At 64.2% G+C, this 21,452-nt stretch carries 21 protein-coding genes and 2 pseudogenes; 10 read left to right on the top strand and 13 right to left on the bottom strand.

All coding sequences use genetic code 11. The annotated features are described in order from the left end of the window. The 4 genes and pseudogenes from O3306_RS18885 to O3306_RS18900 all read left to right on the top strand — a co-directional run. Nucleotides 1–267: pseudogene (locus tag O3306_RS18885) on the top strand (hypothetical protein); the annotation flags it as partial. A gap of 19 nt (nt 268–286) precedes the next feature. After that, nucleotides 287–961: pseudogene (locus tag O3306_RS18890) on the top strand (DUF692 domain-containing protein); the annotation flags it as partial. Further along, complete coding sequence (locus O3306_RS18895; protein WP_272010214.1) at nt 958–1,707, top strand: HvfC/BufC N-terminal domain-containing protein; 750 nt, start codon at nt 958–960, stop codon at nt 1,705–1,707. The pseudogene O3306_RS18890 and the gene O3306_RS18895, both read left to right, overlap by 4 nt. 9 nt (nt 1,708–1,716) lie before the next feature. Next, entirely contained in the window at nt 1,717–2,301 is a 585-nt protein-coding gene (locus tag O3306_RS18900) for a DoxX family protein (RefSeq protein ID WP_272010216.1), read from the top strand. 18 nt (nt 2,302–2,319) lie between these two features. On the opposite strand, the gene O3306_RS18905 is transcribed toward O3306_RS18900, so the two are convergent. After that, a complete protein-coding gene (locus tag O3306_RS18905) occupies nt 2,320–2,634 on the bottom strand; it encodes an arsenate reductase family protein (RefSeq protein WP_272010218.1) in 315 nt (104 codons plus the stop codon). A gap of 197 nt (nt 2,635–2,831) precedes the next feature. On the opposite strand from O3306_RS18905, the gene O3306_RS18910 reads away from it, so the two are divergent. Next, a complete protein-coding gene (locus O3306_RS18910) occupies nt 2,832–3,038 on the top strand; it encodes a cold-shock protein (protein WP_272010220.1) in 207 nt (68 codons plus the stop codon). Between the two features lie 361 nt (nt 3,039–3,399). Here the strand turns inward: O3306_RS18910 and O3306_RS18915 are convergent, their stop codons facing one another. The 4 genes from O3306_RS18915 to lepA form a co-directional block, all read right to left on the bottom strand. After that, complete coding sequence (locus O3306_RS18915) at nt 3,400–3,726, bottom strand: hypothetical protein (RefSeq protein WP_272010222.1); 327 nt, start codon at nt 3,724–3,726, stop codon at nt 3,400–3,402. A 94-nt stretch (nt 3,727–3,820) separates the two neighbouring features. After that, nucleotides 3,821–4,006, bottom strand: coding sequence for a CTP synthetase (locus O3306_RS18920; protein ID WP_272010224.1), 186 nt, complete (start codon nt 4,004–4,006; stop codon nt 3,821–3,823). Nucleotides 4,007–4,087: 81 nt separating this feature from the next. Then, nucleotides 4,088–4,597: a PhnA domain-containing protein gene (locus tag O3306_RS18925; protein ID WP_272010225.1), complete on the bottom strand. Its 510-nt coding sequence runs from the start codon at nt 4,595–4,597 to the stop codon at nt 4,088–4,090. A gap of 1,131 nt (nt 4,598–5,728) precedes the next feature. After that, a complete protein-coding gene (lepA, locus tag O3306_RS18930; protein WP_272010228.1) occupies nt 5,729–7,528 on the bottom strand; it encodes a translation elongation factor 4 in 1,800 nt (599 codons plus the stop codon). 277 nt (nt 7,529–7,805) lie between these two features. Between lepA and O3306_RS18935 the strand changes: the two genes are divergently transcribed. Beyond that, nucleotides 7,806–8,192: a hypothetical protein gene (locus O3306_RS18935; RefSeq protein WP_272010230.1), complete on the top strand. Its 387-nt coding sequence runs from the start codon at nt 7,806–7,808 to the stop codon at nt 8,190–8,192. A 38-nt stretch (nt 8,193–8,230) separates the two neighbouring features. On the opposite strand, the gene O3306_RS18940 is transcribed toward O3306_RS18935, so the two are convergent. The 4 genes from O3306_RS18940 to O3306_RS18955 form a co-directional block, all read right to left on the bottom strand. Further along, nucleotides 8,231–8,926: an aspartate/glutamate racemase family protein gene (locus tag O3306_RS18940; RefSeq protein WP_272010232.1), complete on the bottom strand. Its 696-nt coding sequence runs from the start codon at nt 8,924–8,926 to the stop codon at nt 8,231–8,233. Next, nucleotides 8,923–9,927: a D-cysteine desulfhydrase gene (locus O3306_RS18945; protein WP_272010234.1), complete on the bottom strand. Its 1,005-nt coding sequence runs from the start codon at nt 9,925–9,927 to the stop codon at nt 8,923–8,925. Before O3306_RS18945 ends, O3306_RS18940 begins: the two co-directional genes overlap by 4 nt. Nucleotides 9,928–9,931: 4 nt before the next feature. After that, nucleotides 9,932–11,236, bottom strand: a complete 1,305-nt coding sequence (gene hisD / locus O3306_RS18950) for a histidinol dehydrogenase (protein WP_272010236.1) — start codon at nt 11,234–11,236, stop codon at nt 9,932–9,934. Nucleotides 11,237–11,417: 181 nt separating this feature from the next. Beyond that, on the bottom strand, nt 11,418–11,855 hold the full coding sequence (locus tag O3306_RS18955; RefSeq protein ID WP_272010238.1) for a low molecular weight protein-tyrosine-phosphatase: 438 nt from the start codon (nt 11,853–11,855) through the stop codon (nt 11,418–11,420). Here O3306_RS18955 and O3306_RS18960 point away from each other — a divergent pair. Further along, entirely contained in the window at nt 11,854–12,576 is a 723-nt protein-coding gene (locus tag O3306_RS18960; protein ID WP_272010240.1) for an NAD-dependent deacylase, read from the top strand. The genes O3306_RS18955 and O3306_RS18960 overlap by 2 nt on opposite strands. A gap of 69 nt (nt 12,577–12,645) precedes the next feature. On the opposite strand, the gene rpmB is transcribed toward O3306_RS18960, so the two are convergent. The 3 genes from rpmB to meaB all read right to left on the bottom strand — a co-directional run bounded on the left by rpmB (nt 12,646) and on the right by meaB (nt 16,118). Then, complete coding sequence (gene rpmB / locus O3306_RS18965; protein ID WP_272010242.1) at nt 12,646–12,951, bottom strand: 50S ribosomal protein L28; 306 nt, start codon at nt 12,949–12,951, stop codon at nt 12,646–12,648. Nucleotides 12,952–13,101: 150 nt separating this feature from the next. Then, nucleotides 13,102–14,940 (bottom strand): ABC transporter ATP-binding protein, encoded by a 1,839-nt coding sequence (locus O3306_RS18970; RefSeq protein ID WP_272010244.1) that lies wholly within the window; start codon nt 14,938–14,940, stop codon nt 13,102–13,104. Between the two features lie 194 nt (nt 14,941–15,134). Then, complete coding sequence (meaB, locus tag O3306_RS18975) at nt 15,135–16,118, bottom strand: methylmalonyl Co-A mutase-associated GTPase MeaB (protein WP_272010246.1); 984 nt, start codon at nt 16,116–16,118, stop codon at nt 15,135–15,137. A gap of 103 nt (nt 16,119–16,221) precedes the next feature. Here meaB and O3306_RS18980 point away from each other — a divergent pair, with 103 nt between their 5' ends. Together O3306_RS18980 and hrpB are read left to right on the top strand one after the other, a co-directional pair. Next, nucleotides 16,222–16,959, top strand: a complete 738-nt coding sequence (locus O3306_RS18980; protein WP_272010248.1) for a DUF3108 domain-containing protein — start codon at nt 16,222–16,224, stop codon at nt 16,957–16,959. 7 nt (nt 16,960–16,966) lie between these two features. Continuing rightward, entirely contained in the window at nt 16,967–19,408 is a 2,442-nt protein-coding gene (gene hrpB, locus O3306_RS18985) for an ATP-dependent helicase HrpB (RefSeq protein ID WP_272010250.1), read from the top strand. Nucleotides 19,409–19,413: 5 nt separating this feature from the next. Here the strand turns inward: hrpB and O3306_RS18990 are convergent, their stop codons facing one another. Beyond that, entirely contained in the window at nt 19,414–20,403 is a 990-nt protein-coding gene (locus tag O3306_RS18990; RefSeq protein WP_272010251.1) for a sterol desaturase family protein, read from the bottom strand. A 104-nt stretch (nt 20,404–20,507) separates the two neighbouring features. Between O3306_RS18990 and O3306_RS18995 the strand changes: the two genes are divergently transcribed. Next, nucleotides 20,508–21,446, top strand: coding sequence for a LysR substrate-binding domain-containing protein (locus tag O3306_RS18995; protein ID WP_272010253.1), 939 nt, complete (start codon nt 20,508–20,510; stop codon nt 21,444–21,446). Nucleotides 21,447–21,452 lie beyond the last annotated feature (6 nt).

The following is a 21,452-nucleotide window of genomic DNA, read 5'->3' on the forward strand; positions in this document are numbered from 1 at the left end:
AGGCTCTTGCGACGGCGAAGTGCCATCGAGCCGATGATCGGGCACATGAAAAATGACGGTCGCCTGACGCGAAGCACTTTGAAAGGGACAGAAGGCGACGCGCTCTTCGCCGTGCTTTGCGGTTGCGGCCACAACATCCGCATGATCCTCCGGCACCTGAGGGTCTTTTTGCGCCAACTGATTTGGCTGGTCTGCCAAACTTGCATGACAGCTGACGCGGAAATGGCACGCGATCGAAGAGTTCAGGTCGATATGCTGACGACCTGACAGCGATGTTCAGGACGGACTACATGGTGTCGGCCTGAGCATCGGTGGTGAAGGCCCGCTGGATGCCAATCACCTGGCGCGGCTGAAAGAGTTATGCGACTGGCTGAACCCGGCCAGCTTTTCCGAGCATCTGGCATGGTCGACCCATGACAGCGATTATCTGAACGATCTGCTGCCACTGCCCTATACCGCCGCCACCGTCACACGCGTGGCCGACCACATTGACGAGGTACAGCAGGTTCTGGGGCGCCAGATGCTGCTGGAGAACCCGTCGAGCTACCTAGCCTTTGCCGAAAGCACGATGACCGAGACCGAGTTCCTGTCCGAGATTACCCGCCGCACCGGCTGTGGATTGCTGCTGGATGTGAACAACGTGTTTGTTTCGGCCACCAACCTGGGCACCAGTGCCGAGGCGTATCTGGATGCCTTTCCCCTGTCCCATGTGGGTGAAATCCACCTTGGCGGGCATCACGAGGATGCCGACGACCACGGTGATCCGCTGTTGATCGACAGCCACGACCATGACATCGCCGAGCCGGTCTGGACCTTGCTGGAGCGCACGTTGGCGCATACCGGCCCGCTGCCGGTGCTGATCGAGCGCGACGACGATATTCCCCCATGGCCCGAGTTGGAGCGTGAAGCCGCCCGCGCAGGGCGCGCTCTGAGCCAGTTGCACAAGGTTGCAGCCGAATGACCGTCAATCAGACCCAATTCCGTGAGGCGGTTTTCGACGCCTCCCTAGCAGCTCCCGGCGGCCTGACCGACGGGCGGGGCCGAGCGGCGGGCGCGCGCTTCGACGTTTACCGCAACAACGTGGCGGTCGGCCTGACCGAAGTGTTGCAGACCGGCTTTCCGGTGATCCGCAAGCTGCTGGGCGAAGAGAATTTTGCCGCCATAAGCGGGGTCTTCCTGCGCCGGCACCCGCCGGTTTCGCCCGTGCTGTTCCTCTACGGCGAAGCATTTCCCGCCTTCCTGCGGGATTTCGAACCGCTGGCGCATCTGGGCTACCTGCATGACGTGGCCGCACTGGAGATGGCGATCCGTCGCTCCTACCACGCCGCCGACGCCACGCCGATCGCTGCCGAGCGGCTGGCGGATATTCCGCCCGAACAGCTGGGCGAGCTGCGCCTGACTCTGGCACCGGCCCTGCGCCTGCTGCGGTCCCCTTGGCCGCTCTACGATATATGGGCGTACAACACCCATGAGGGTTACCCCAAACCTGCCGCCAAGGCGCAGGATGTGCTGGTGACACGACCCGAATTCGATCCCGAACCACAGGTGCTGCCCGTGGGTGGCGCAGAGTTCATTACCGCCTTGCAGGCCGGCCAAACGCTGGGTGCGGCGGTTGAAACAGCGCAGGTGCAGGCGCCGGAGTTCGACCTGTCGGCAGTGCTTGCCCTGCTGCTGTCGGGTCGCGCAATCATCTCGGCTGAACTTTAGGATATTCACATGACACAACTTCTCTCGCTTTATCATTCTCTTACCGCGAGGCTTGAACGTCTGGGCTGGCTGACTCCCACATTGGCGCGGCTGATCTTTGCCGGAGTGCTGTTCTACTACTTCTGGCAATCGGGTGTTTCGAAAATCGCCTTCGATCAGGGCCTGACCGGGCTGTTTACCCCCACCGACGGCGCATTTGCGCAGATTTTCCCCAAGGCTGCCGAGGCCGCGCTTTATGACGTGAGCCAGATGACAGCCCTGCAAAAGCTGATCGCCGTCGCCGGTGGCTGGGCCGAGATCGTGCTGCCGCTGCTGATCGTGCTGGGCCTGTTCACACGGCTGACGGCTCTTGGCATGATCGGGTTTGTCATCGTGCAGTCGCTGACCGATATCTTCGGCCACGGGGTCAAGCTGGGCCTGGCGGCGAATGACACCTGGTTCGACCGCTATTCCGACGGGCTGCTGCTGGATCAGCGCGCCTTCTGGGTGTTTGTGCTGGTCGTTCTGGTGATCCGGGGGGGCGGGCCGCTGGCGCTGGACCGTGTGCTGGAGCGCAAGAGCGGCATCGGCGGGCTGGCACCCCTGCCCAACTGAGGCCGCTGCAAAACAGGTTCAGCCCGCCAGCGCGGTCTGAACATCCTTGCCCCACCCAAGATAGAGCGTGTCGCCAGCGACGATCAGCGGCCGCTTCATCAGGGTGGGATGCCGGGCAAGCAACTCCAGCGGGTCAGAGGCGCGCTCATCGGCGTCCAGCCCGCGCCACGTTGTCGAGCGGGTATTGAGCAACGCATCGCCGAACCGGGCATGAGCCGCTTTCAACACATCTTCGGGCACGCCGTCGGCGCGAACATCTACGAATTCCACAGGCTCTATAGATTTCAATGCCTTGCGGCAGGTATCACACGTCTTCAGCCCGTAAAGTTTCATGTCGGCTCCGCTGGATTTTCCTCTTCCCTACCTTGGGTCAGGCGAAAGTTCACGCTGTTTTACTTGCATTTTACGAATCCCGTGCAATCATCAAAAGTGTAGCGGGGGCAGAATTGTCCGCGCGCACCGACTGCGCTCGAACCCCTTCTACATGGCCCGGCATTGTTTCCGGGACGAAGAGCAGAAGGAGAAGCGGAATGCCGACTGGCACCGTGAAATGGTTCAATACCACCAAAGGTTACGGGTTCATTGCACCCGATGATGGCGGCAAGGATGTGTTCGTGCATATCTCGGCCGTGGAACGATCTGGCCTGACTGGCCTGTCAGATGACCAGAAGGTCTCATTCGATCTTGAGGAAGGTCGTGACGGCCGGCAGATGGCGGCGAATATTTCACTGCTCTGACGTCAGCCCCCAAAACCTGATCCAAAGCGTTTCGCGTCTTTCGAATGCGAAACGCCCAACGCCCGTGAGGAATGCGGGTGTCAGGGGGTGAACGCGTGCCTCGGGCCTGTTCCGAAGCACCGTTACGAAACACCGTGATGGGATCGCTATATCCGGTTCCGTCCCCGGCGCGGCATGTGCGCCGGGCAAGACTGCATCAAGCTGACAGAACCCTCACCGAAGCCCCCAAGACCCAGAAGTCGACAACCCGAAGGCGCGACCACGAACAGCAAGGGGCGCGCCCGCAAGCACGCCCCTTGTGATCCACGTCATCCACGCCGATGTAGCTGCCGGGCGGGAGGACGGGCGGTAAAACGATGGGTTACGAACAGCCCTTGGTGCCCACCGGGCAATGGTTGACGCGTGCCGAATAATGCCGCTTTTTCGCGGGGCGGGGATGTTTCATCACCTGCTGGTAGGTCACGTTCGTGGTCGGCTGGCCGCAGCAGATCACGCCATTCAGTGCGATGGGCTGCAGGCCCGCCGGGCAGTAATTCTCTTTGGCCGCGTAAGGGTACAGGGTCGGCCCGTCAGCGGCCGCGGGCGACGCCGCGAGAAAAGCCAGGGCAAGGCCTGTGGAGAGTGTTGGCAGGAGGCGCATCGGATCCCTCATCATATTGTTAGCATGGCGCATGTATTCACTATGCATGGTATACGAGCCTGCCCGCCTGTCAATTTCTTTGCACGGCAGCAACGGGTTCGTCCGGGAGTTTCCCCCGGACACAACGGCCACGCGCGCAAGCTCACTTTCGCCGCGAAATCTTCCGGGCCACGAGCCATGTCGCCGGCACTGACAGCACGAATCCCGCTGCCGCCGCGGTCAGTACGCCCCGGAGCGTGTCATAGCCCAATACCAGCGCCACGATCACGCCGACCCCGGCCAGCGTGGCCCCGACCAAGAGATGAACGACAAATGTCAGCCAAGCCATTGGCGCCTCCTTTGATGTGTTCACGGGAGCCTAGCGTCAGGCGGGCGGTGCGGCCTTGATCTGGGTCAGAATGCCAGCAGCCTACCGCTTTTTCACGAACTCGGTCAGGATGATGATCTGCTGGCCTTCGACGCGGCCCTGGATCTGCCCCGCGTTGTCGGGCACCAGCGAGATGCGATGCACCGCCGTGCCGCGCTTGGCGGTGAAATTGGCACCCTTCACCGGCAGATCCTTGATCAGAACGACGGTATCGCCCTGCGCCAGAAGCACGCCGTTGCTGTCGCGGTGCTCGGTCTGTTCGGGCTGGTTGTCGACCCAGGCGCGGGTGTCATCGTCCAGCCAGAGCTGCGCCGTCAGGTCACGCGCCCAGTCGTGCTCGTCCAGCACGGCCAGCAGCCGCACCGCGAGAACCTGAGCCGCCTTATCCTCCGACCACATCGCGGTCGAGAGGCAGCGCCAATGGTCAGGGTTGGTGGTGTCGGCAATCTGGCTGGCGCAGGTTTCGCAGATCTGGGCGCTTGCGCCGTCCGGGCCACCGGGGACCGGGTGCTCCACAAGGGGTGTATCGGCGGAACAAAGGGCGCAAGTCATGTTGGTTCTCCGTAGGATAGGCGCGCAGCAGGGCGGCGGGGATTGGGTATATTCATCGCTTACTCCCAAGCGCGCGAGATGGAAAGCCGGTGAGCGCAAAGAGCATCGATCTGGCCTACACCGCCCGCCCCGGACGCCAGCGCCCGAACCGAGGGGTGGGCGAGAAGCGCCCGCCCCGTGGGGGCGGTTCGGGCGCTGCCAAATCGGAGATTTGGCAATGGAAAGCACAAACTGCCACGATGGCATAGCCCGACATGTTCCGGCGGCCGAAGCGCTCATAAAACCTTTATAATTGTGCATGAAACTGGGGATAACCCATTGACAGACACGACATGCTGGGTGTAGTAGTGGTATAAATAGCTAAATATTGTGCAATATCACGATATTTAGCGCCCTAAGCATTGACACCCATAGGTGTTTGCGCAAACATTCCCAAGACAACCGGACGAATCAATGACGCCGCCAAGGGTTGTGACCAAGGCGGCGTCGGCTGTCCGGCACTGCGTAGACCCGAAGGTCGCTGCAGTCGTTCGGATCGCAATTGGGACAATTTCAGCCCACGAACATTGAGTCAAGCGGCCTTCATTGAAGCTAACTAAGGAGCTCAAATGATGGCTTATCATTACGTGAATAAGAACGCTCAGCCAAACGGAGACCATGAGGTTCATAAAACTGGTTGCAATTGGATGCCGCAGCCGGAAAATCGAATTTTCCTCGGCGATTTCTCTACGTGTAGTCCTGCGGTAACCGCCGCAAAGATCCACTACAATCAGGTCAACGGATGCTACTACTGTTCACCCGCTTGCCACACACAATAGGGTGAAAAAAATGGCTACCAATCCTCCCACCGGTGACGGACGGCGTAATGGCATGGTCAAAGGAAGGTCTCAGACAAAGACGCCCTCTGGCAACTATGTAAAACGTGACACTTCGACTGGAAGATTCATGGACGTGAAGACGTCAAGCAAAACACCTTTCAAAGGCGTTCGTAAAGAAAAGTAGTAAAGGTGAGCGCCTGAGATGGCGCTCATCCACTCATCTTAGGCGAACCCGCTCACACACTCGCCGGGGTGCGGCCGCAATTGGCTGCGCCAATCGCTTACCCGCACTGCGCGCAAAAAATGGACAGCTTTAGCTGTCCATTTTTAGCGCGCTTATGAAAGCTTCCTGCGGAATATCCACCTTGCCGAACTGGCGCATCTTCTTCTTGCCGGCCTTCTGCTTTTCCAGCAGCTTCTTCTTCCGCGTGGCGTCGCCGCCATAGCATTTGGCGGTCACGTCCTTGCGCATGGCAGACAGGGTTTCGCGCGCGATCACCTTGCCGCCGATGGCGGCCTGGATCGGGATCTTGAACATGTGGCGGGGGATCAGGTCCTTGAGCTTTTCGACCATGGCGCGGCCGCGCGTCTCGGCCCGGTCGCGGTGGACCATCATCGACAGCGCATCGACGGGTTCGTCATTCACCAGGATCGACATTTTCACCAGGTTGTCTTCCCGGTAGCCGATCATCTGGTAATCGAAGGATGCATAGCCCTTGGTCACCGATTTCAGCCGGTCGTAGAAATCGAACACCACCTCGTTGAGCGGCAGGTCGTAGACCACCAGCGCGCGGGAGCCTGCATAGGTCAGGTCCATCTGGATGCCGCGCCGGTCCTGACAGAGTTTCAGCACATCGCCCAGGTAATCGTCCGGCACGAGGATCGTCGCCTTGATCCGCGGCTCTTCCAGGTGGTCGACGGTGCTCATGTCGGGCATGTCGGCGGGGTTGTGCAGCGGCTGCATCGTCCCGTCCTTCATGAAGATGTTGTAGATCACCGACGGCGCGGTGGTGATCAGGTCGATGTCATATTCCCGATCGATCCGGTCGCGGATCACTTCGAGGTGCAACAGCCCGAGGAAGCCGCAGCGAAAGCCGAAGCCAAGGGCGGCTGATGTTTCCATCTCGTAGCTGAAGCTGGCATCGTTCAGCGCCAGTTTCTCGATCGCGTCGCGCAGATCCTCGAATTCGTTGCTGTCCACCGGGAAGAGCCCACAGAACACCACCGGCACAGAGGGTTTGAACCCCGGCAGCGGCGTGGCGCAGGGCGCCTTGTCCAGCGTGATCGTGTCACCCACCTTGGTGTCGCGCACCTGCTTGATCGAAGCGGTGATGAACCCGATCTCGCCCGGTCCAAGCTCCTCGACCACAGTCATCGCCGGGCGGAACACGCCGATGCGGTCGACCTGGTGCACGCTGCCGTTCTGCATCATGCGCACCCGGTCGCCCTTTTTCAGGGTGCCGTCCATGATCCGCACCAGAACGATCACGCCCAGGTAGGAGTCATACCAGCTATCGACCAGCATCGCCTTGAGCGGCGCGTCCCTGTCGCCCTTGGGCGCGGGCAGGTGTTCGATGATCGCTTCGAGCGTCTCGGTGATGCCCTCGCCGGTCTTGGCGCTGACGCGGATGGCGCCGCTGGCGTCGATGCCGATGACATCCTCGATCTGTTCGGCGACGCGGTCACATTCGCTGGCCGGCAGGTCGATCTTGTTCAGGATCGGCACGATTTCATGATCCGCATCCAGCGCGTGATAGACATTGGCCAGTGTCTGCGCCTCGACCCCCTGGGTGCTGTCGACCACCAGCAGCGAGCCTTCGACCGCGCGCATCGAGCGGCTGACCTCGTAGGCAAAGTCGACATGGCCGGGTGTGTCGATCAGGTTCAACACATAATCTTCGCCGTTCTTGGCGGTATAGTTGATCCGCACCGTCTGGGCCTTGATCGTGATACCGCGTTCGCGCTCGATATCCATGCTGTCGAGCATCTGGGCCTTCATGTCCCGCTCCGCGACCGTGTTGGTCTGCTGGATCAGGCGATCAGCAAGCGTGGATTTCCCGTGGTCGATATGGGCCACGATCGAGAAATTTCGGATATGGGAAAGCGGTGTCATGACAGAGGGATATGGTGGGGTTTTGGCACTTGGTCAAGATGGCATGGAGGCCGCGCGGCAATCCGTGCGTACATGCGCCGCAATTGCCCATTTCCGCCCCGCGTTCTGGCAATCGCGCGGTGCGGTGCGAGGCAGTCTGACCGCACCCGGCCACCGAATTGCCATCCGGCCGATGTTGTTAATTGAAAAATCCGGCCGGTTCAGGCAAAGATCGTCGCGACGCGCACCAACACCGGGGGCCAGCCCCGGGGGCGAGCAGGCAAACGAGGCAAAGGCGATGAAAAACATCCTGATCATGGGATTGATATTGGCGTTGGCCGGATGCGGCGGCGTGCACAGATTCGAGTCCAAATCGAAGCGCGCGCCCAGTCGTGCCACACAACCCGCCCAAACGGTGCTGCCCACCCGCAAGCCGCGCGCCACAGGTCCGCTCAGCAAGGCCTGTCTGACATCCGACCGCAAGGCGCGTTCGCCGGAACTGTGCGGCTGCATTCAGGCAGTCGCCGACCAGACGCTTTCCGGCGCGCAGCAGCGCCGCGCCGTGACCTTCTACAGCGACCCGCAAAAGGCGCAGGACACCCGCATGTCCGACCGTGCCAGCAACGAAGTGTTCTGGGACGCCTATGTGGAATACAGCAAGCAGGCCCAGAGGATCTGCGGCTAAGCGCGCATGGCTCGGGCGCTCTTGAGCGCCCCGAACCGCTATTGTGCTGCGCTGTCGCCTTGGGCAAAGGCCGTGATCGCCCGCACCAGACAATCGAGCGTATCTGTCACCGGGCCGTGTTCGCCGAGCGCATCGGTCATCAGGGACAGTTCGGTGCAGGCCACCAGCAGATGATCGGCCCCCTGCGCCCGCAACGCTGCACCGCAGGCGGCCAGCCGGGGGCGCAGCGTATCCGCCCCCTCGCCCGCCTTGACCGCGCGAATGATCGCCAGCAGCGCCGCCTCGTCCTGCAGCCACACAGGTGTCAGCCTGTGCGCGGCGAATGGTGCATCGAAAACGCCCGTGAGGCGCGTCGCCGGTGAGGCAAGCATGCCGATGCGCGTGGCACCTGCCGCCTGCAACGTCTCTGCCGACAGCGCCAGCATATCCAGAAAGGGCAGCGTGCTGGCCGCCCGCACGGTGTCTGCGTAGTGATGCGCGGTGTTGCACGGCATCGCCAGCGCAGCGGCTCCTGCGGCCTGCAGATCGCGCGCCATCTGGGCCAGAGCCGGGCCGGGGTCTGCCCCCTGCCCCTCGATCAGTGCGGCGATGCGGCTGGGCACCTGCGGATTCTGATGCACGATGAGGGGGATGTGATCGGCGTCATCGCGCGCCTGCACCGCCCCCAGCACCTTTTGCATCAGCAGGATGGTGGCCTCTGGCCCCATCCCGCCCAAGATGCCGACCGGTCTCACTTTGGCACGTCAAAGCAGTGGGTGTAGCCGGTCAGCCCGATGGCGCCGCCGGTATGCACGAAGACGATGTTCTCGCCCTTCTTGAAATGCCCCTTGCGGATCAGGTCAATCAGGCCCGCGCCCCCCTTGGCAGAATAGACCGGGTCGAGCAGGATCGCCTCGGTGCGGGCGAATATGTCGATGGCCTCCAGCGTGTCATCGCCGGGCATGCCGTAGCCGGGGCCGACATAATCGGTATTGGCCACAACGTCCTCGCGCGCGACCACGCCGGGGCAACCCAGTTTCTCGGCGGTTTTGACGGCCAGATTATAGACGTTCTCTTCCTGCTTGGCCTTGGGCGCGCGCACGCCGATGCCCAGCAGCGGGATGTTGGCATTCATCGCTTTCAAACCTGTGATCAGCCCGGCCTGCGTGCCGGCACTGCCGGTGGCATGCACGATATGATCGACATTGAGGCCGGTGGTCACGAACTGGTTGAGCATTTCGAGCGCGCAGTTGACATAACCCAGTGCGCCCGTCGGGTTCGAGCCGCCACCGGGGATGGTATAGACCTTCTTGCCATCTGCCCGCATCTTGTCGGCTACGGCTTCCATCTCGGCGTTCATGTCCAGATCCGGGCCGCGATGCTCAATCGTGGCGCCGTGCAGATGGTCCAGCAGGACGTTGCCGTTATATTTGTAGTTCTCGTGGTTATAGCCGGTCCGATCCTCCAGCAGGATGTGACAGGCAAGACCCAGCTTGGCCGCCGCCGCCGCCGTCTGGCGGGCGTGATTGGATTGGGTCGCGCCTTGGGTCATGACCATTTCCGCGCCCTGTGCCAGCGCCTCGGCCATCAGCCACTCCAGCTTGCGGGTCTTGTTGCCGCCGGTGCTGAGCCCCGTGCAATCATCGCGTTTGATCCATATCTCAGGCCCGCCCAACGCGGCGCTGAGGCGCGGCATATGCTCCAGCGGTGTGGGCAAATGCGCAAGGGAAACACGGGGAAATTTGGCGAGGTTCATATGGTCATCCTTTCAAAGTCATTGTTCTTGGCACTTCCACACCCGCGCCGCGCCGCAGATCGGCAGAGCGGGCATGCCCCTCCATTCGTTCCGCGCGGCTGATACTGGCCGTGACCCGCGCCAGATCGTCCAGAACCGGGCCGGTGACGCGCTGCCAGGTGACCGTCTTGAGAAACTTGTGCACCGACAGGCCCCCCGTATAACGCGCCGCGCCGCTGGTGGGTAGAACGTGGTTTGGCCCGGCCGCCTTGTCACCGAATGCGACCGTAGTACCCGCGCCCAGAAAGAGCGACCCATAAGCCAGCAACCGCGCCCGCCACCAGTCAGGATCGGCGGCCTGCACATGCAGATGCTCGGGCGCGCGGCTGTCGGCATGGCGTGCCATCTCTTCGCGGTCGGAGCACAGAACCACCTCGCCCAGATCGGCCCAAGCCTGACGGGCGGCACTTCGGTTCGGCTCCGGCAGATCGGCGATCACGCCGGGAATGCGCTCCAGCACAGCTTCGGCCAGCGGGCGGTGGGTGGTGGCCAGCCAGACCGGGCTGTTGCCGCCATGCTCGGCCTGCCCGACAAGGTCCATCGCAACGAGGTCCGCATCGGCGGTCTCGTCAGCCAGTATCAGGCTGTCGGTCGGCCCGGCGAACATGTCGATCCCGATCGGGCCGAACAGCTGCCGCTTGGCCTCGGCCACATAGGCATTGCCCGGCCCCACGAGGATATCCGCGGCGGGCGCACCAAACAGGCCGAACGCCATCGCCGCCACGCCCTGCACCCCGCCAATGGTCAGGATGCGTGTGGCACCGGCCAGATCCATTGCGTACAGCATCGCGTCGGGAATCCCCTCTGCGCCGTTGGGCGGCGAACAGGCGGTGATATCCGGCACGCCGGCCTCGCGGGCGGTGGCGATGCTCATCAAGGCGCTGGCGATATGGGTATAGCGCCCACCCGGTACATAGCAGCCCGCCGCCTGCAGCGGGATCTGCTTTTGCCCCGCGATCAGGCCGGGGCGCAGCTCGATCTCCATGTCCTGCGCGGTGGCCCGCTGTGCGGCGGCAAAGCGGCTGATATTGTCATGCGCCCAGGCGATATCGTCTTTCAGCGCCTGCGGCACCCGCGCGGTGGCGGCGGCGATCTCGGCGCGCGTCACCATGATCTCGCCCTGCCAGCCGTCGAGGCTGCGGGCATATTCAAGCGCCACCTGCGCACCGCCGGTGCGCAGCCGCGCAAGCATGATCGAAACGGTATCGCCGATCTCTGCCGCCGTGCGGGGCGGTTCGCCGGGGGCGGCTTTGAGCACTGTAATCGTCATGGGCGGGCCTCCTTGTCCTTCAGTCCTGCGCCGGACTCCGCCGTCGCGCAAGGCTCGCACGCCTTCCGGCTTCGGCTTTTTCAAACGTCGAAAACATCAGTTCGGAATTCCCGAAATGTCTGTGGGTGCAAAGGTCTTGAAATATGCGACGCGGCGACGGCGGCCTGCGCACTGATCGCTGTCAGAGCGCGGCGCGTAGCCCCTTGATGCAGGTTTCGATCAGATCAAGCGCCGCGTCGAAATCGCGGGTGAAATAGGGATCGGGCACGTGATCCGCGCCGGTGTCGGGCGCGAATCCGGTCAGCAGCCGGACCGGGGCGCCGCCCTGTCCGGGCCGCAGCGCTTCGAGCGCCGCGTGATTGTCCGCATCCATCGCCACGATCAGATCGAACTGCGCGAAATCCGCGCCGGTGACCTGACGTGCGCGCAGCCCGCTCAGGTCATAGCCGCGCGCCCGCGCCGCCGCCTGCATCGGCGCATAGGGCGGCTCGCCCACATGCCAGTTGCCGGTGCCGGCGCTGTCCACCGTGACCCCGGGCAGCAGCGCCCGGGCCACAGCCTCGGCGGTGGGGGACCGGCAGATATTGCCGAGACAGACAAATAGGATACGGTTGGCCATGTCCCGAAGTGTAGAGCATGCCATGGCCCCCGAAAAGATCGTGATTCTCACTGGCGCAGGCATTTCCGCCGAAAGCGGGCTCAGCACCTTTCGCGACGCAGACGGGCTGTGGGCCCAGCACCGGATCGAGGATGTCGCGACGCCGGAGGCATTTCAGCGCGATCCCGCCCGCGTGCACGCCTTCTACAATGCCCGCCGCGCAAAGGCCGCGGAGGTCATGCCGAATGCCGCACATCACGCGCTGGTGCGGCTGGAGGCCGAGCACCCGGGCGCGGTGCTGATCATCACCCAGAATGTCGATGACCTGCATGCGCGCGCGGGCAGCCGCAATCTGGTGCACATGCATGGCCGCCTCATGGGCGCGCTCTGCCACGCCTGTGGCCACCGCTGGCCGGCACCGCCGGAAATGCACGCCACCGATCCCTGCCCGGCCTGCAGCGCGGCGCAGACCCGGCCCGATATCGTCTGGTTCGGTGAAACGCCCTATGGTGCCGAGGTGATCGACCCTGCGCTGGCAGCCGCCGATATCTTTGCCGCCATCGGCACGTCGGGCAACGTATATCCCGCAGCCGCCTATGCGCAGCACGCCGCGCGACTGGGCGCGCGGACGGTGCAGATCAACCTGGAGCCCGCCAGCAACGCCCGCGATTTCGACGAAAGCCATATCGGCCCCGCAACGGAGCTGGTGCCAAAGTGGGTCGAGAGCATTTTGAATCGGTGACCTGCGCAAACGGAAACAGCCCCGCCGGTTTCCGGCAGGGCTGTAAAAATCTTGTCCGTATGGATCGAATCAGGCGTCGAGAGCTGCCGCGGCATTCTTGCCGATCTTGGCGATCTCTTTTTTCACCTTCAGCGCGGAGGGCGACAGTTCAACGTCTTTCGCCTTGGCCAAAAACGCGTCCAACCCTCCACGGTGGTCGACACTGCGCAAAGCTGCGGCACTGATGCGCAGTTTGATACCGCGGCCAAGGGCCTCGGATTGCAGCGTGACGTCGTTCAGGTTCGGCAGGTACCGACGCTTGGTTTTGTTGTTGGCGTGGCTAGAGTTATTGCCAACCATCGGGCCTTTTCCAGTCAGTTCGCAGCGGCGCGACATGGGATCATCCTCATCTTTTCATGAGGGCCTTGGCGGCCCGTCTCAAAACAAACGAACGCCGCCCCAGGCAGCGTTCCGAATTCCGTTGGCGGTGGATAGGCGGAATCAGTGGGGGCGTCAAGGGGCGCGGCGCGGAAATGGCAAGGCTTCTCACTCTGGCACCGCATCCCCCAGGAAACCACCCGACTGGCGCGCCCAGAGCGCGGCATAGGTGCCACCGCGCGCCAGAAGCTCGTCATGAGTGCCATCCTCGATGATGGATCCGGCCTCCATCACCACGATTCGGTCCATCTGCGCGATGGTGCTCAGGCGGTGGGCAATGGCGATGACGGTCTTGCCCTGCATCAGGTCAAAGAGCGTGTCCTGTATCGCCGCCTCCACCTCGCTGTCCAGCGCCGATGTCGCCTCGTCCAGCACCAGGATCGGCGCATCCTTGAGGATCACCCGCGCGATCGAGACACGCTGGCGCTGGCCGCCGCTGAGTTTCACGCCGCGCTCGCCCACCTGCGCGTCATAGCCGGTGCGCCCCTCGGAATCGCGCAAGTCCATGATGAAATCATGCGCCTCGGCCTGTTTGGCGGCCGCAACCATTGCCGCCTCATCCGCATGTGCCGCGCCATAGAGGATATTGGCGCGAATCGAACGGTGCAGCAGCGCGCTGTCCTGGCTGACCATGCCGATCGCCTGACGCAGCGAGGTCTGGCGGACGCGGGCGACGTCCTGCCCGTCGATCAGGATCTGCCCTGCTTCGGCGTCGCGCATCCGCAGCAGCAGGTTCACGAGGCTCGACTTGCCCGCGCCGGACCGCCCGACGAGGCCCACTTTCTGCCCCGGTGCGATCACCAGATCGACCCCGTTCAGCCCGCCATGGCCGCGCCCGTAGTGGTGGGTCACGCCGCGAAGCTCGATCCGTGCCTCGCGCACCTGCAGATTTGGCGCGTCCGGCACGTCCACCACGTCATGCGGCACCGCAACAGAGCGCAGCCCTTCGCGGATCACGCCCGCATGTTCAAACAACCGAATGACAACCCACATGATCCAGCCTGACATGCCGTTCAGCCGGATGGTCAGCGCGGTGGCGGCGGCCACCTCGCCCACGCTGACCTCGCCTTTTGACCAGAGCCAGATCGCCGGTGTCAGCATCCCGACGATGAGCAATCCGTTGATGATGTTCAGGCCAAGGCTGAGTTCGGTCATCAGCCGCAGGAAGCGCTGGAAACGCAGCCGCAATCGGCGCATCGCCGAGAGCACGTAGCGTTCTTCGGTGTCGTCGTCGGCGAAAAGCTTGATCGTTTCGATATTGGCATAGGCATCCACCACCCGCGCCGTCACGGTCGAGCGGGCATCGGACCATTTTTCTGACGCCACCGCGACGCGACGCGCGATGTAGCGGACATAAAGCGCGAAGATCAGCGCCCAGAGCAGCAGCGGCACCGACAGGATCGGATCGACCCCGGCCAGAATGACAGCAGCGCCCAGCACGTAGGTCAGCGAATACCACACGCCCTCGAACGCCATGTAAGTGCCGTCCTCGACTGCCTCGCCCAGTTGCATCACCCGGTTGCTCAGCCGCCCGGCAAACTCGTTCTGGAAAAACCCAGAGCTTTGCCCCAGCAGATGTTTGTGCGCGCGCCATCGGACCTGTTCTTGCATGTTGGAGGCCAGCATCTGCTCCAGCAGCAGATGGTTGAAGGCGATCATCACCGGCCGCAGCGTCAGGATGAACACCGCCGCCACGATCAGCTCGCCCCCGTGCCGCGCCATCAGCCCGCCCGGCTCGGTCGCGCCCAGCAGGTCGATCACACGGCCCGAGTAGAAGATCAGCCCGGTCTCGACCAAGGCCACGACAATGCCGCTGATGGCCAGCACCAGCATCCATTTGCGGAACGGTCGATAGTGGGATTTCAGATAGGCCCAGAGCGTTGCGGGCGGGGTTGCATCGTCAAAGGATGCAAACGGATCGACAAGGTTTTCGAATTTCCTGAACATGACGGACGCCTGAAATTAGCGTTGAAAATAGACACTCTACGTGCGTGGGGCGGTGCCGGGGCAGCCGCCGCAAAAGGACTGGCTGCCTCAGATGGCGCGGTTCCAGATCCCTTTGTACATAGAGCATCCTCCGTCGGTTCGTGCGCACAAACGGCGCAATGCTGCCCAAGTCGTAGCGTAGGCGGCCGGTTCTGTCACGCCTGCCCGCCGCCGATCTGCGCCAGAAGTTGCGCGGCGGCCACAGACGGCGTGAGGCGCCCTTCGGCCACCTGCCCGCCCAGCGACTGCAGGGCGGCGCGGGCGTCATCCGTGCGCAGTTGCGCCAGCAGGCCCTGGCGTACTTCCTCTTCGAACCAGTAGCGCGCCTGGGCGGCGCGGCGTGCGGTCCAATGGCCATTGGCGCGCCGCCATTCGGTCAATGCCTGCATCTCGTCCCACAGCTTGCGAAATCCGGTCTCCTCCAGCGCCGACACCATCAGCGCCTTGGGAAAACCTTCGGGGTCTTGCGGCCGTTTGCGCAGCAGACGCAGCGCGCCGGAATAGTCCGAGCAGGTGCGCGTGGCGGCAGATTTCAGATCGCCGTCGGCCTTGTTGATCACGATCAGGTCGGCAATCTCCATGATGCCGCGTTTCACGCCCTGCAATTCATCGCCGCCCGCAGGTGCCAGCAGCAGCAAGAACAGGTCCGACATCTCGGCCACCACGGTTTCGGACTGGCCGACGCCGACCGTCTCAATCAACACCACGTCGAATCCTGCCGCCTCGCAGAGCGCCACCGCCTCGCGGCTGCGACGGGCGACGCCGCCCAGATGTGTCTGGCTGGGCGACGGGCGGATGAAGGCGTTGGGATCACGGCTCAGCCGTTCCATCCGCGTCTTGTCGCCGAGGATCGAGCCGCCCGAGCGTGCCGAACTGGGATCGACAGCCAGCACCGCGACCCGCAGGCCATCCCCGGTCAGCATTCCGCCGAACCCTTCGATAAAGGTGGATTTGCCCACCCCCGGCGTGCCCGACAAGCCGATGCGCAGCGCCTCGCGCCCGCCCGTACGCAACCGTTCCAGCAAGGCGGCGGCCTGATCGCGGTGATCGGCGCGGCTGCTTTCGACCAGCGTGATGGCACGGGCCAATGCGCGCCGGTCACCTTTTGCTATCCTGTCTGCGAGTTCCGAGATATCCATGCCTGTCCGCCGGTTGGTCCTGAGCCATCTTTGGCTTACATGCCTTCTGAGGCGGGGCTTTGTCCAGACCGTCCCGCCCCGGACACCAGCCAAGAGGTAGGCAATGCGCATCATCACGGGATTGATCGGACTGGCCGCACTCTGCGTCGCCGGGTTGGCGGCCGCCGGTTCGCCTGCGGATGGCACCACCGCCGCGCGCTTTGATGTGCGCCTGATCGGCGTGAAGCTGGGCGAGATGACGCTGGCCGGGCGGATTGATGGTGGCGACTACATGGTGCAGTCCACCTTTTCCACTCGCGGTATCGTCGGCGCGGTGGCGCGTGCGGGGTTTGACCTGACGGCGCGCGGGCGGGTGACAGCCACCGGTTTCATCCCCGAACACTACAACGAGAGCATCGACACCGGCCGGCGCGCGTCATCGGCCCGGCTGCGCTATCGCGGCGGCGTGCCGCGCATCATCGGCGGCACATTGGCGACGGCGGTGCCCGATCCGGGCGAAGTGCCGCTTGATCCCGCGCGCGAGGGCGGCACGCTTGATCCGCTCACGGCGGTCTTTGCGGTGCTGCACGACCAGCCTGCCGCGACCCTGTGCCAGACGGATGTCACGATCTTTGACGGCGCGCGGCGCTCGCGCATCACGATGACGGGGCGCGCCGAGGCGGGGGACGAGGTGATCTGCAGCGGCAGCTATCGCCGTCTTGCCGGGTTCTCGGCCAGCGAGCTGAAGCGCCAGACCGTCTATCCCTTCAGCGTGCGCTACAGCCCCGGTGGCGGCCGGATGCAGGCCCGGCAGGTCACGGTGCGCACCACCTATGGAAAAGCCGAGCTTTTGCGCCGATAACGCTGGCATGACCGCCCAATTGCCAATTCACGATGCCCTGCCCGCGCTGATGGCCGCGATACGCGACCACGGGCGCGCCGTGTTGCAGGCACCGCCGGGGGCGGGCAAGACGACGGTGGTGCCACTGGCACTGCTGGAGGCAGGGCTGGTGCAGGGCCGTATCCTGATGCTGGAGCCGCGCCGCCTGGCCGCGCGCGCCGCTGCCGAGCGGATGGCGCAGACGCTGGGCGAGCCGGTGGGCCGCACGGTGGGCTACCGGATACGCGGCGAGGCCAAGGTATCGGACGCAACGCGCATCGAGGTCGTGACCGAAGGTATCCTGACCCGCCGCCTGCAATCGCAACCCGACCTGCCCGGCATAGGCGCCGTGATCTTTGACGAATTTCACGAACGCTCGCTGAATGCCGATCTGGGCTTGGCACTCTGCCTCGAAGTGGCGGGGGCGTTACGCGACGATCTGATTCTGATCGCCATGTCGGCCACGCTGGACGCCGAACCGGTGGCAGCGCTGATGAATGATGCGCCGATGATCACCTCGCAGGGCCGCAGCTATCCCGTGGAGACCCGCTGGCTTGATCGTCCGCTGCCCCGGAAAACCCGGCTTGAGCCTGCGATGGCCGATCTGATCTGCACTGCGCTGGCGGAAAGCGACGGCGGGCTGCTCGCCTTTCTGCCCGGCGAGGGGGAAATCCGGCGCACCGCCTCGCTGCTCGCTTCGCGCGTGCCCGCCGATTGCCATATCCGCCCGCTTTTTGGAGCCATGCCCTTTGCCGAGCAACGCGCCGCCATCGCGCCCGCCGAGACGGGGCGCAAGATCGTGCTGGCGACTTCCATCGCCGAAACATCGCTGACCATCGAGGATATCCGCATCGTGGTCGATGGCGGCAAGTCGCGCCGGGCGCGGTTTGATCCCGGATCGGGCATGGCGCGGCTGGTGACAGAGCCGGTCAGCCGCGCCGAGGCGACCCAGCGCGCGGGCCGTGCAGGTAGGGTGGCGCCGGGCACTGCCTGGCGGCTCTGGACACGCGGCGAAGAGGGCGCGCTGCCCGCTTTCGCACCCGCCGAGATCGAAGCGGCGGACCTCGCGCCGCTGGCGCTGGAACTGGCGATGTGGGGGGCCACGCCGGACCAGTTGCCGCTGCTGACCCCGCCCAATCCCGGCAGCTATGCCGAGGCGCAGGCGCTGCTGCGGATGCTGGGTGCTTTGGACAATGCCGGGCTGATCACCGATCATGGCCGCACGATTGCCGCGCTGCCCCTGCATCCACGCCTTGCGCATATGCTGGAGCGCGCCGGACCGGACGCCGCGCCGCTGGCGGCCCTGCTGGCCGAGCGCGATCCGCTGCCGCGCGCCGCGCCCTGCGATCTGGCGCTGCGCCTGACGGCGATCCGCAGCCCCTCGGCGCGCCTGCCCTTCGAGCCGAACCGCGCTACGCTTGCCCGCATACGGCAAGAGGCCAAGCGCCTTGCCCGCACCACGAAAAGCGCCCGCAAGCGGGCGATGAATGACGCCGAAATGGCCGCCCTTGCCTATCCTGACCGCATCGGCCTGCGACGCCCCGGCGATGCCCCGCGCTATATCCTGTCGGGCGGCAAAGGCGCCGTTCTGGCCGATGATGACACGCTTGCAGGCACCCGCCTGATTGTCGCCACCGATCTAGACGGCGACCCGCGCGAGGCGCGTATCCGGCAGGCCATCGCCATCAGCGAGGCCGAGTTGCGCGGCCTCTACGCCGATCAGATCGCCTGGGCCGATATCTGCCACTGGTCGCGCCGCGAGCGCCGTGTCATCGCGCGCAAACAGGAAAATTTCGGCGCGCTCACCCTTGATGATCGCATCTGGAAGGACGCGCCCGAGGATGCCATCGCCCGCGGGATGCTGAACGGGGTGCGCGATCTTGGGCTCAACTGGAGCGATGCGGCCCGCCGCTTTACCGCGCGTGTCGCACTGGTGCGCGACACCCAGCCCGATCTGCCCGACATGTCCGAGGCTGCGCTGATGGAGCGGCTCGACGACTGGCTGTTGCCGCATCTGGCAGGCGTGCGCAGCGCGCAGGACTGGCGAAGGTTCGACATGCTCGAGGCACTGCGCGCGCAACTGGACTGGCACCAGATACAGGCGCTGGACCGCGCGGCGCCACCGCATTTCACCACGCCGTTGGGCCGCCGTATCCCGATCGACTATGCCAGCGACCCGCCCGAGATCAGCCTGCGCCTGCAGGAAATGTTCGGCCAGACCGAACATCCGACCGTCGGGCGCACGCCGCTCAAGGTCACGCTGTTGTCACCCGCGCAGCGCCCGGTGCAGACCACCACCGACATCCCCGGCTTCTGGGCCAGTTCCTACACCGATGTGCGCCGCGACATGCGCGGGCGCTACCCCCGGCACCCCTGGCCCGAAGACCCCACGCAGGCCGATCCAACGTTGCGGGCAAAGCGCCGACACTGAGCCGCTCAGCCGCGCCGCCCCCGCCGGTCCTTGAGACGCGCATGCGCCTCGGGCGTCCCATCATGGAACGAGCCGAACCACTTGTCCCAGGGCATTTCCAGGTTGCCGTAATTCACCTCGAAATAGCGATGATGCATCTGGTGATGGAACGTGCCCAGCGCCAGACGCTTTTCGTCGCCCGCCAGCAGGCTCTCGTACCCGGTATGCGAACTGGCCGCGGTCAGCGCCTGATGCTGCATGTGAAACAGGATATGCAGCGGGCTGGCGGCCACGAGGAAATGCACAAGGATCGAGCTGAAGAACAGCACATGTTCCACCGGGTGCATCGACAGGCCCGACCACGGCCCGACATTGACGTTGCGGTGATGCAGGCCGTGCGCCAGCCGGTAGAGCGGCCCCCAATGCAGTGCCCGGTGAATCCAGTAGAAATGAAACGAGATCCACACCGGTGTCAGCAGGAAGAGCGCAACGAACCAAACCGGGTTATCCGCCCATGTCAGCACCGGCGCCCAGCCATTGGCCATGGCCCAGAACATCAGCACCTCGAAACCGGTCCAGACCGCGACGCCGCTGCCGAGGCTCCAGAACATGTTGTCGCGCAACTGCCCGCCAAAGGTGAACTGCCGCCCTCGGGTCATCAACTCTCGCGGATCGAACTTCAGCCGCGAGCCCTGACGTTTGGCTCCGTGAAAGTACCAGTGCAGCCCGCCCGCCACTACGCTCAGCAGCACCATGTTGCGCAACCAGATCGCCGCGATCCAATCCCATGACAGGGTCCGGGTGGTGTCCAGCGACGGCTGGAAGAACGCCCATGTGATCAACGCGATCGCCACCAGAATGGTGTTCTCGGCGATCCCCAGCCAGCGCGCGGCGAGCCACCGGCCCATCGCTGCGGGATCAGGCGGCCAGCTAAAGAACGGCGACACGGCGATGGGCACATCCGGCACATGGTTCCAGCCGGGCAGTTTCTGCGCATCTGGGGCGTGATCGGGCATGTCGTGGCTCCTTGCAACTGGGACAGTCACAATCTGGCACATGGTCTTTCAATGGAAAAAGAGATTTAAATGTGCTTTGATCTCGAAAAATCAGAGGAATAAACTTGCCACGCACCCCGAACCTCTCGCTCAAGGCCATGCGCGCCTTTGCCCGTGTGGTCGAGCACGGCTCGATCAGCGGTGCGGCGGCAGAGCTGAATACCGCCGCGTCGGCCGTGGCGGCAGCCGTGGATCAGGTCGAGGCCGAGATGGGGGCGACGCTGCTAATTCGCACCCGCGCCCGCGGCATCGCCCCCACGCCCGAGGCGGTGACTCTCGCGGCGCGGTTTCGCGCCCTGCTGGACGATTACCGCGCCGTGATGGAAGACGGGCGCGCGGTTAGCAGCGGGCTGCAGGGGACGTTGCGCATCGGCTATTACGCCCCTGTGGCCCCCGCGTTCCTGCCGCGCATTCTGGCGCCGATGATGCGCGCCCATCCCGATCTGCAACTGGTGCTGAGCGCGGAAAACAACGACAGCGCGCAAGAGCGCCTGCTGGCGGGCAAGCTCGATATCATTCTCTTCGCCGGGCAGGATCTGCGGCACAACATCCAGACGCAATTGCTGCTGGACCTGCCGCCATACGTACTGGCCCCCGCAGGGCACGCCATCACGGCGACCTCGCCGGTGCTGCTGAAAGATGTGGCACGCCACCCGATCATCCAGCTTGATCTGCCGCTGGCACGGCCATTTCTGGAAGGGCTGTTTGCCGGGCGCGGCCTGACCCCGAACATCGTCGCGCGCGCCGACAGCACCGAGATGGTGCGCGGCCTTGTGGGTGCGGGTGTCGGGCTGACGATCCTGGCGATGCGCCCTTTCACCGATATCAGCTATGGTGGCGATACGCTCTGCGCGCTGCCGCTGGAGCCGGGTTTGCCGGGGTTTCAGTTGCTGTCGGGTTGGGTGGCCGATCGGCCCCGCAGGCTGGTCACGGCGTTTCAGGAGGCGCTGCACGACTGGATGCGCGAGCCAGAGGCGCGGCGGCTGACCATCGCCGGAGCCTGAACAGGG

Source organism: Roseovarius sp. ZX-A-9 (assembly GCF_028369135.1).
In the GTDB taxonomy this organism is placed as follows: domain Bacteria; phylum Pseudomonadota; class Alphaproteobacteria; order Rhodobacterales; family Rhodobacteraceae; genus Roseovarius.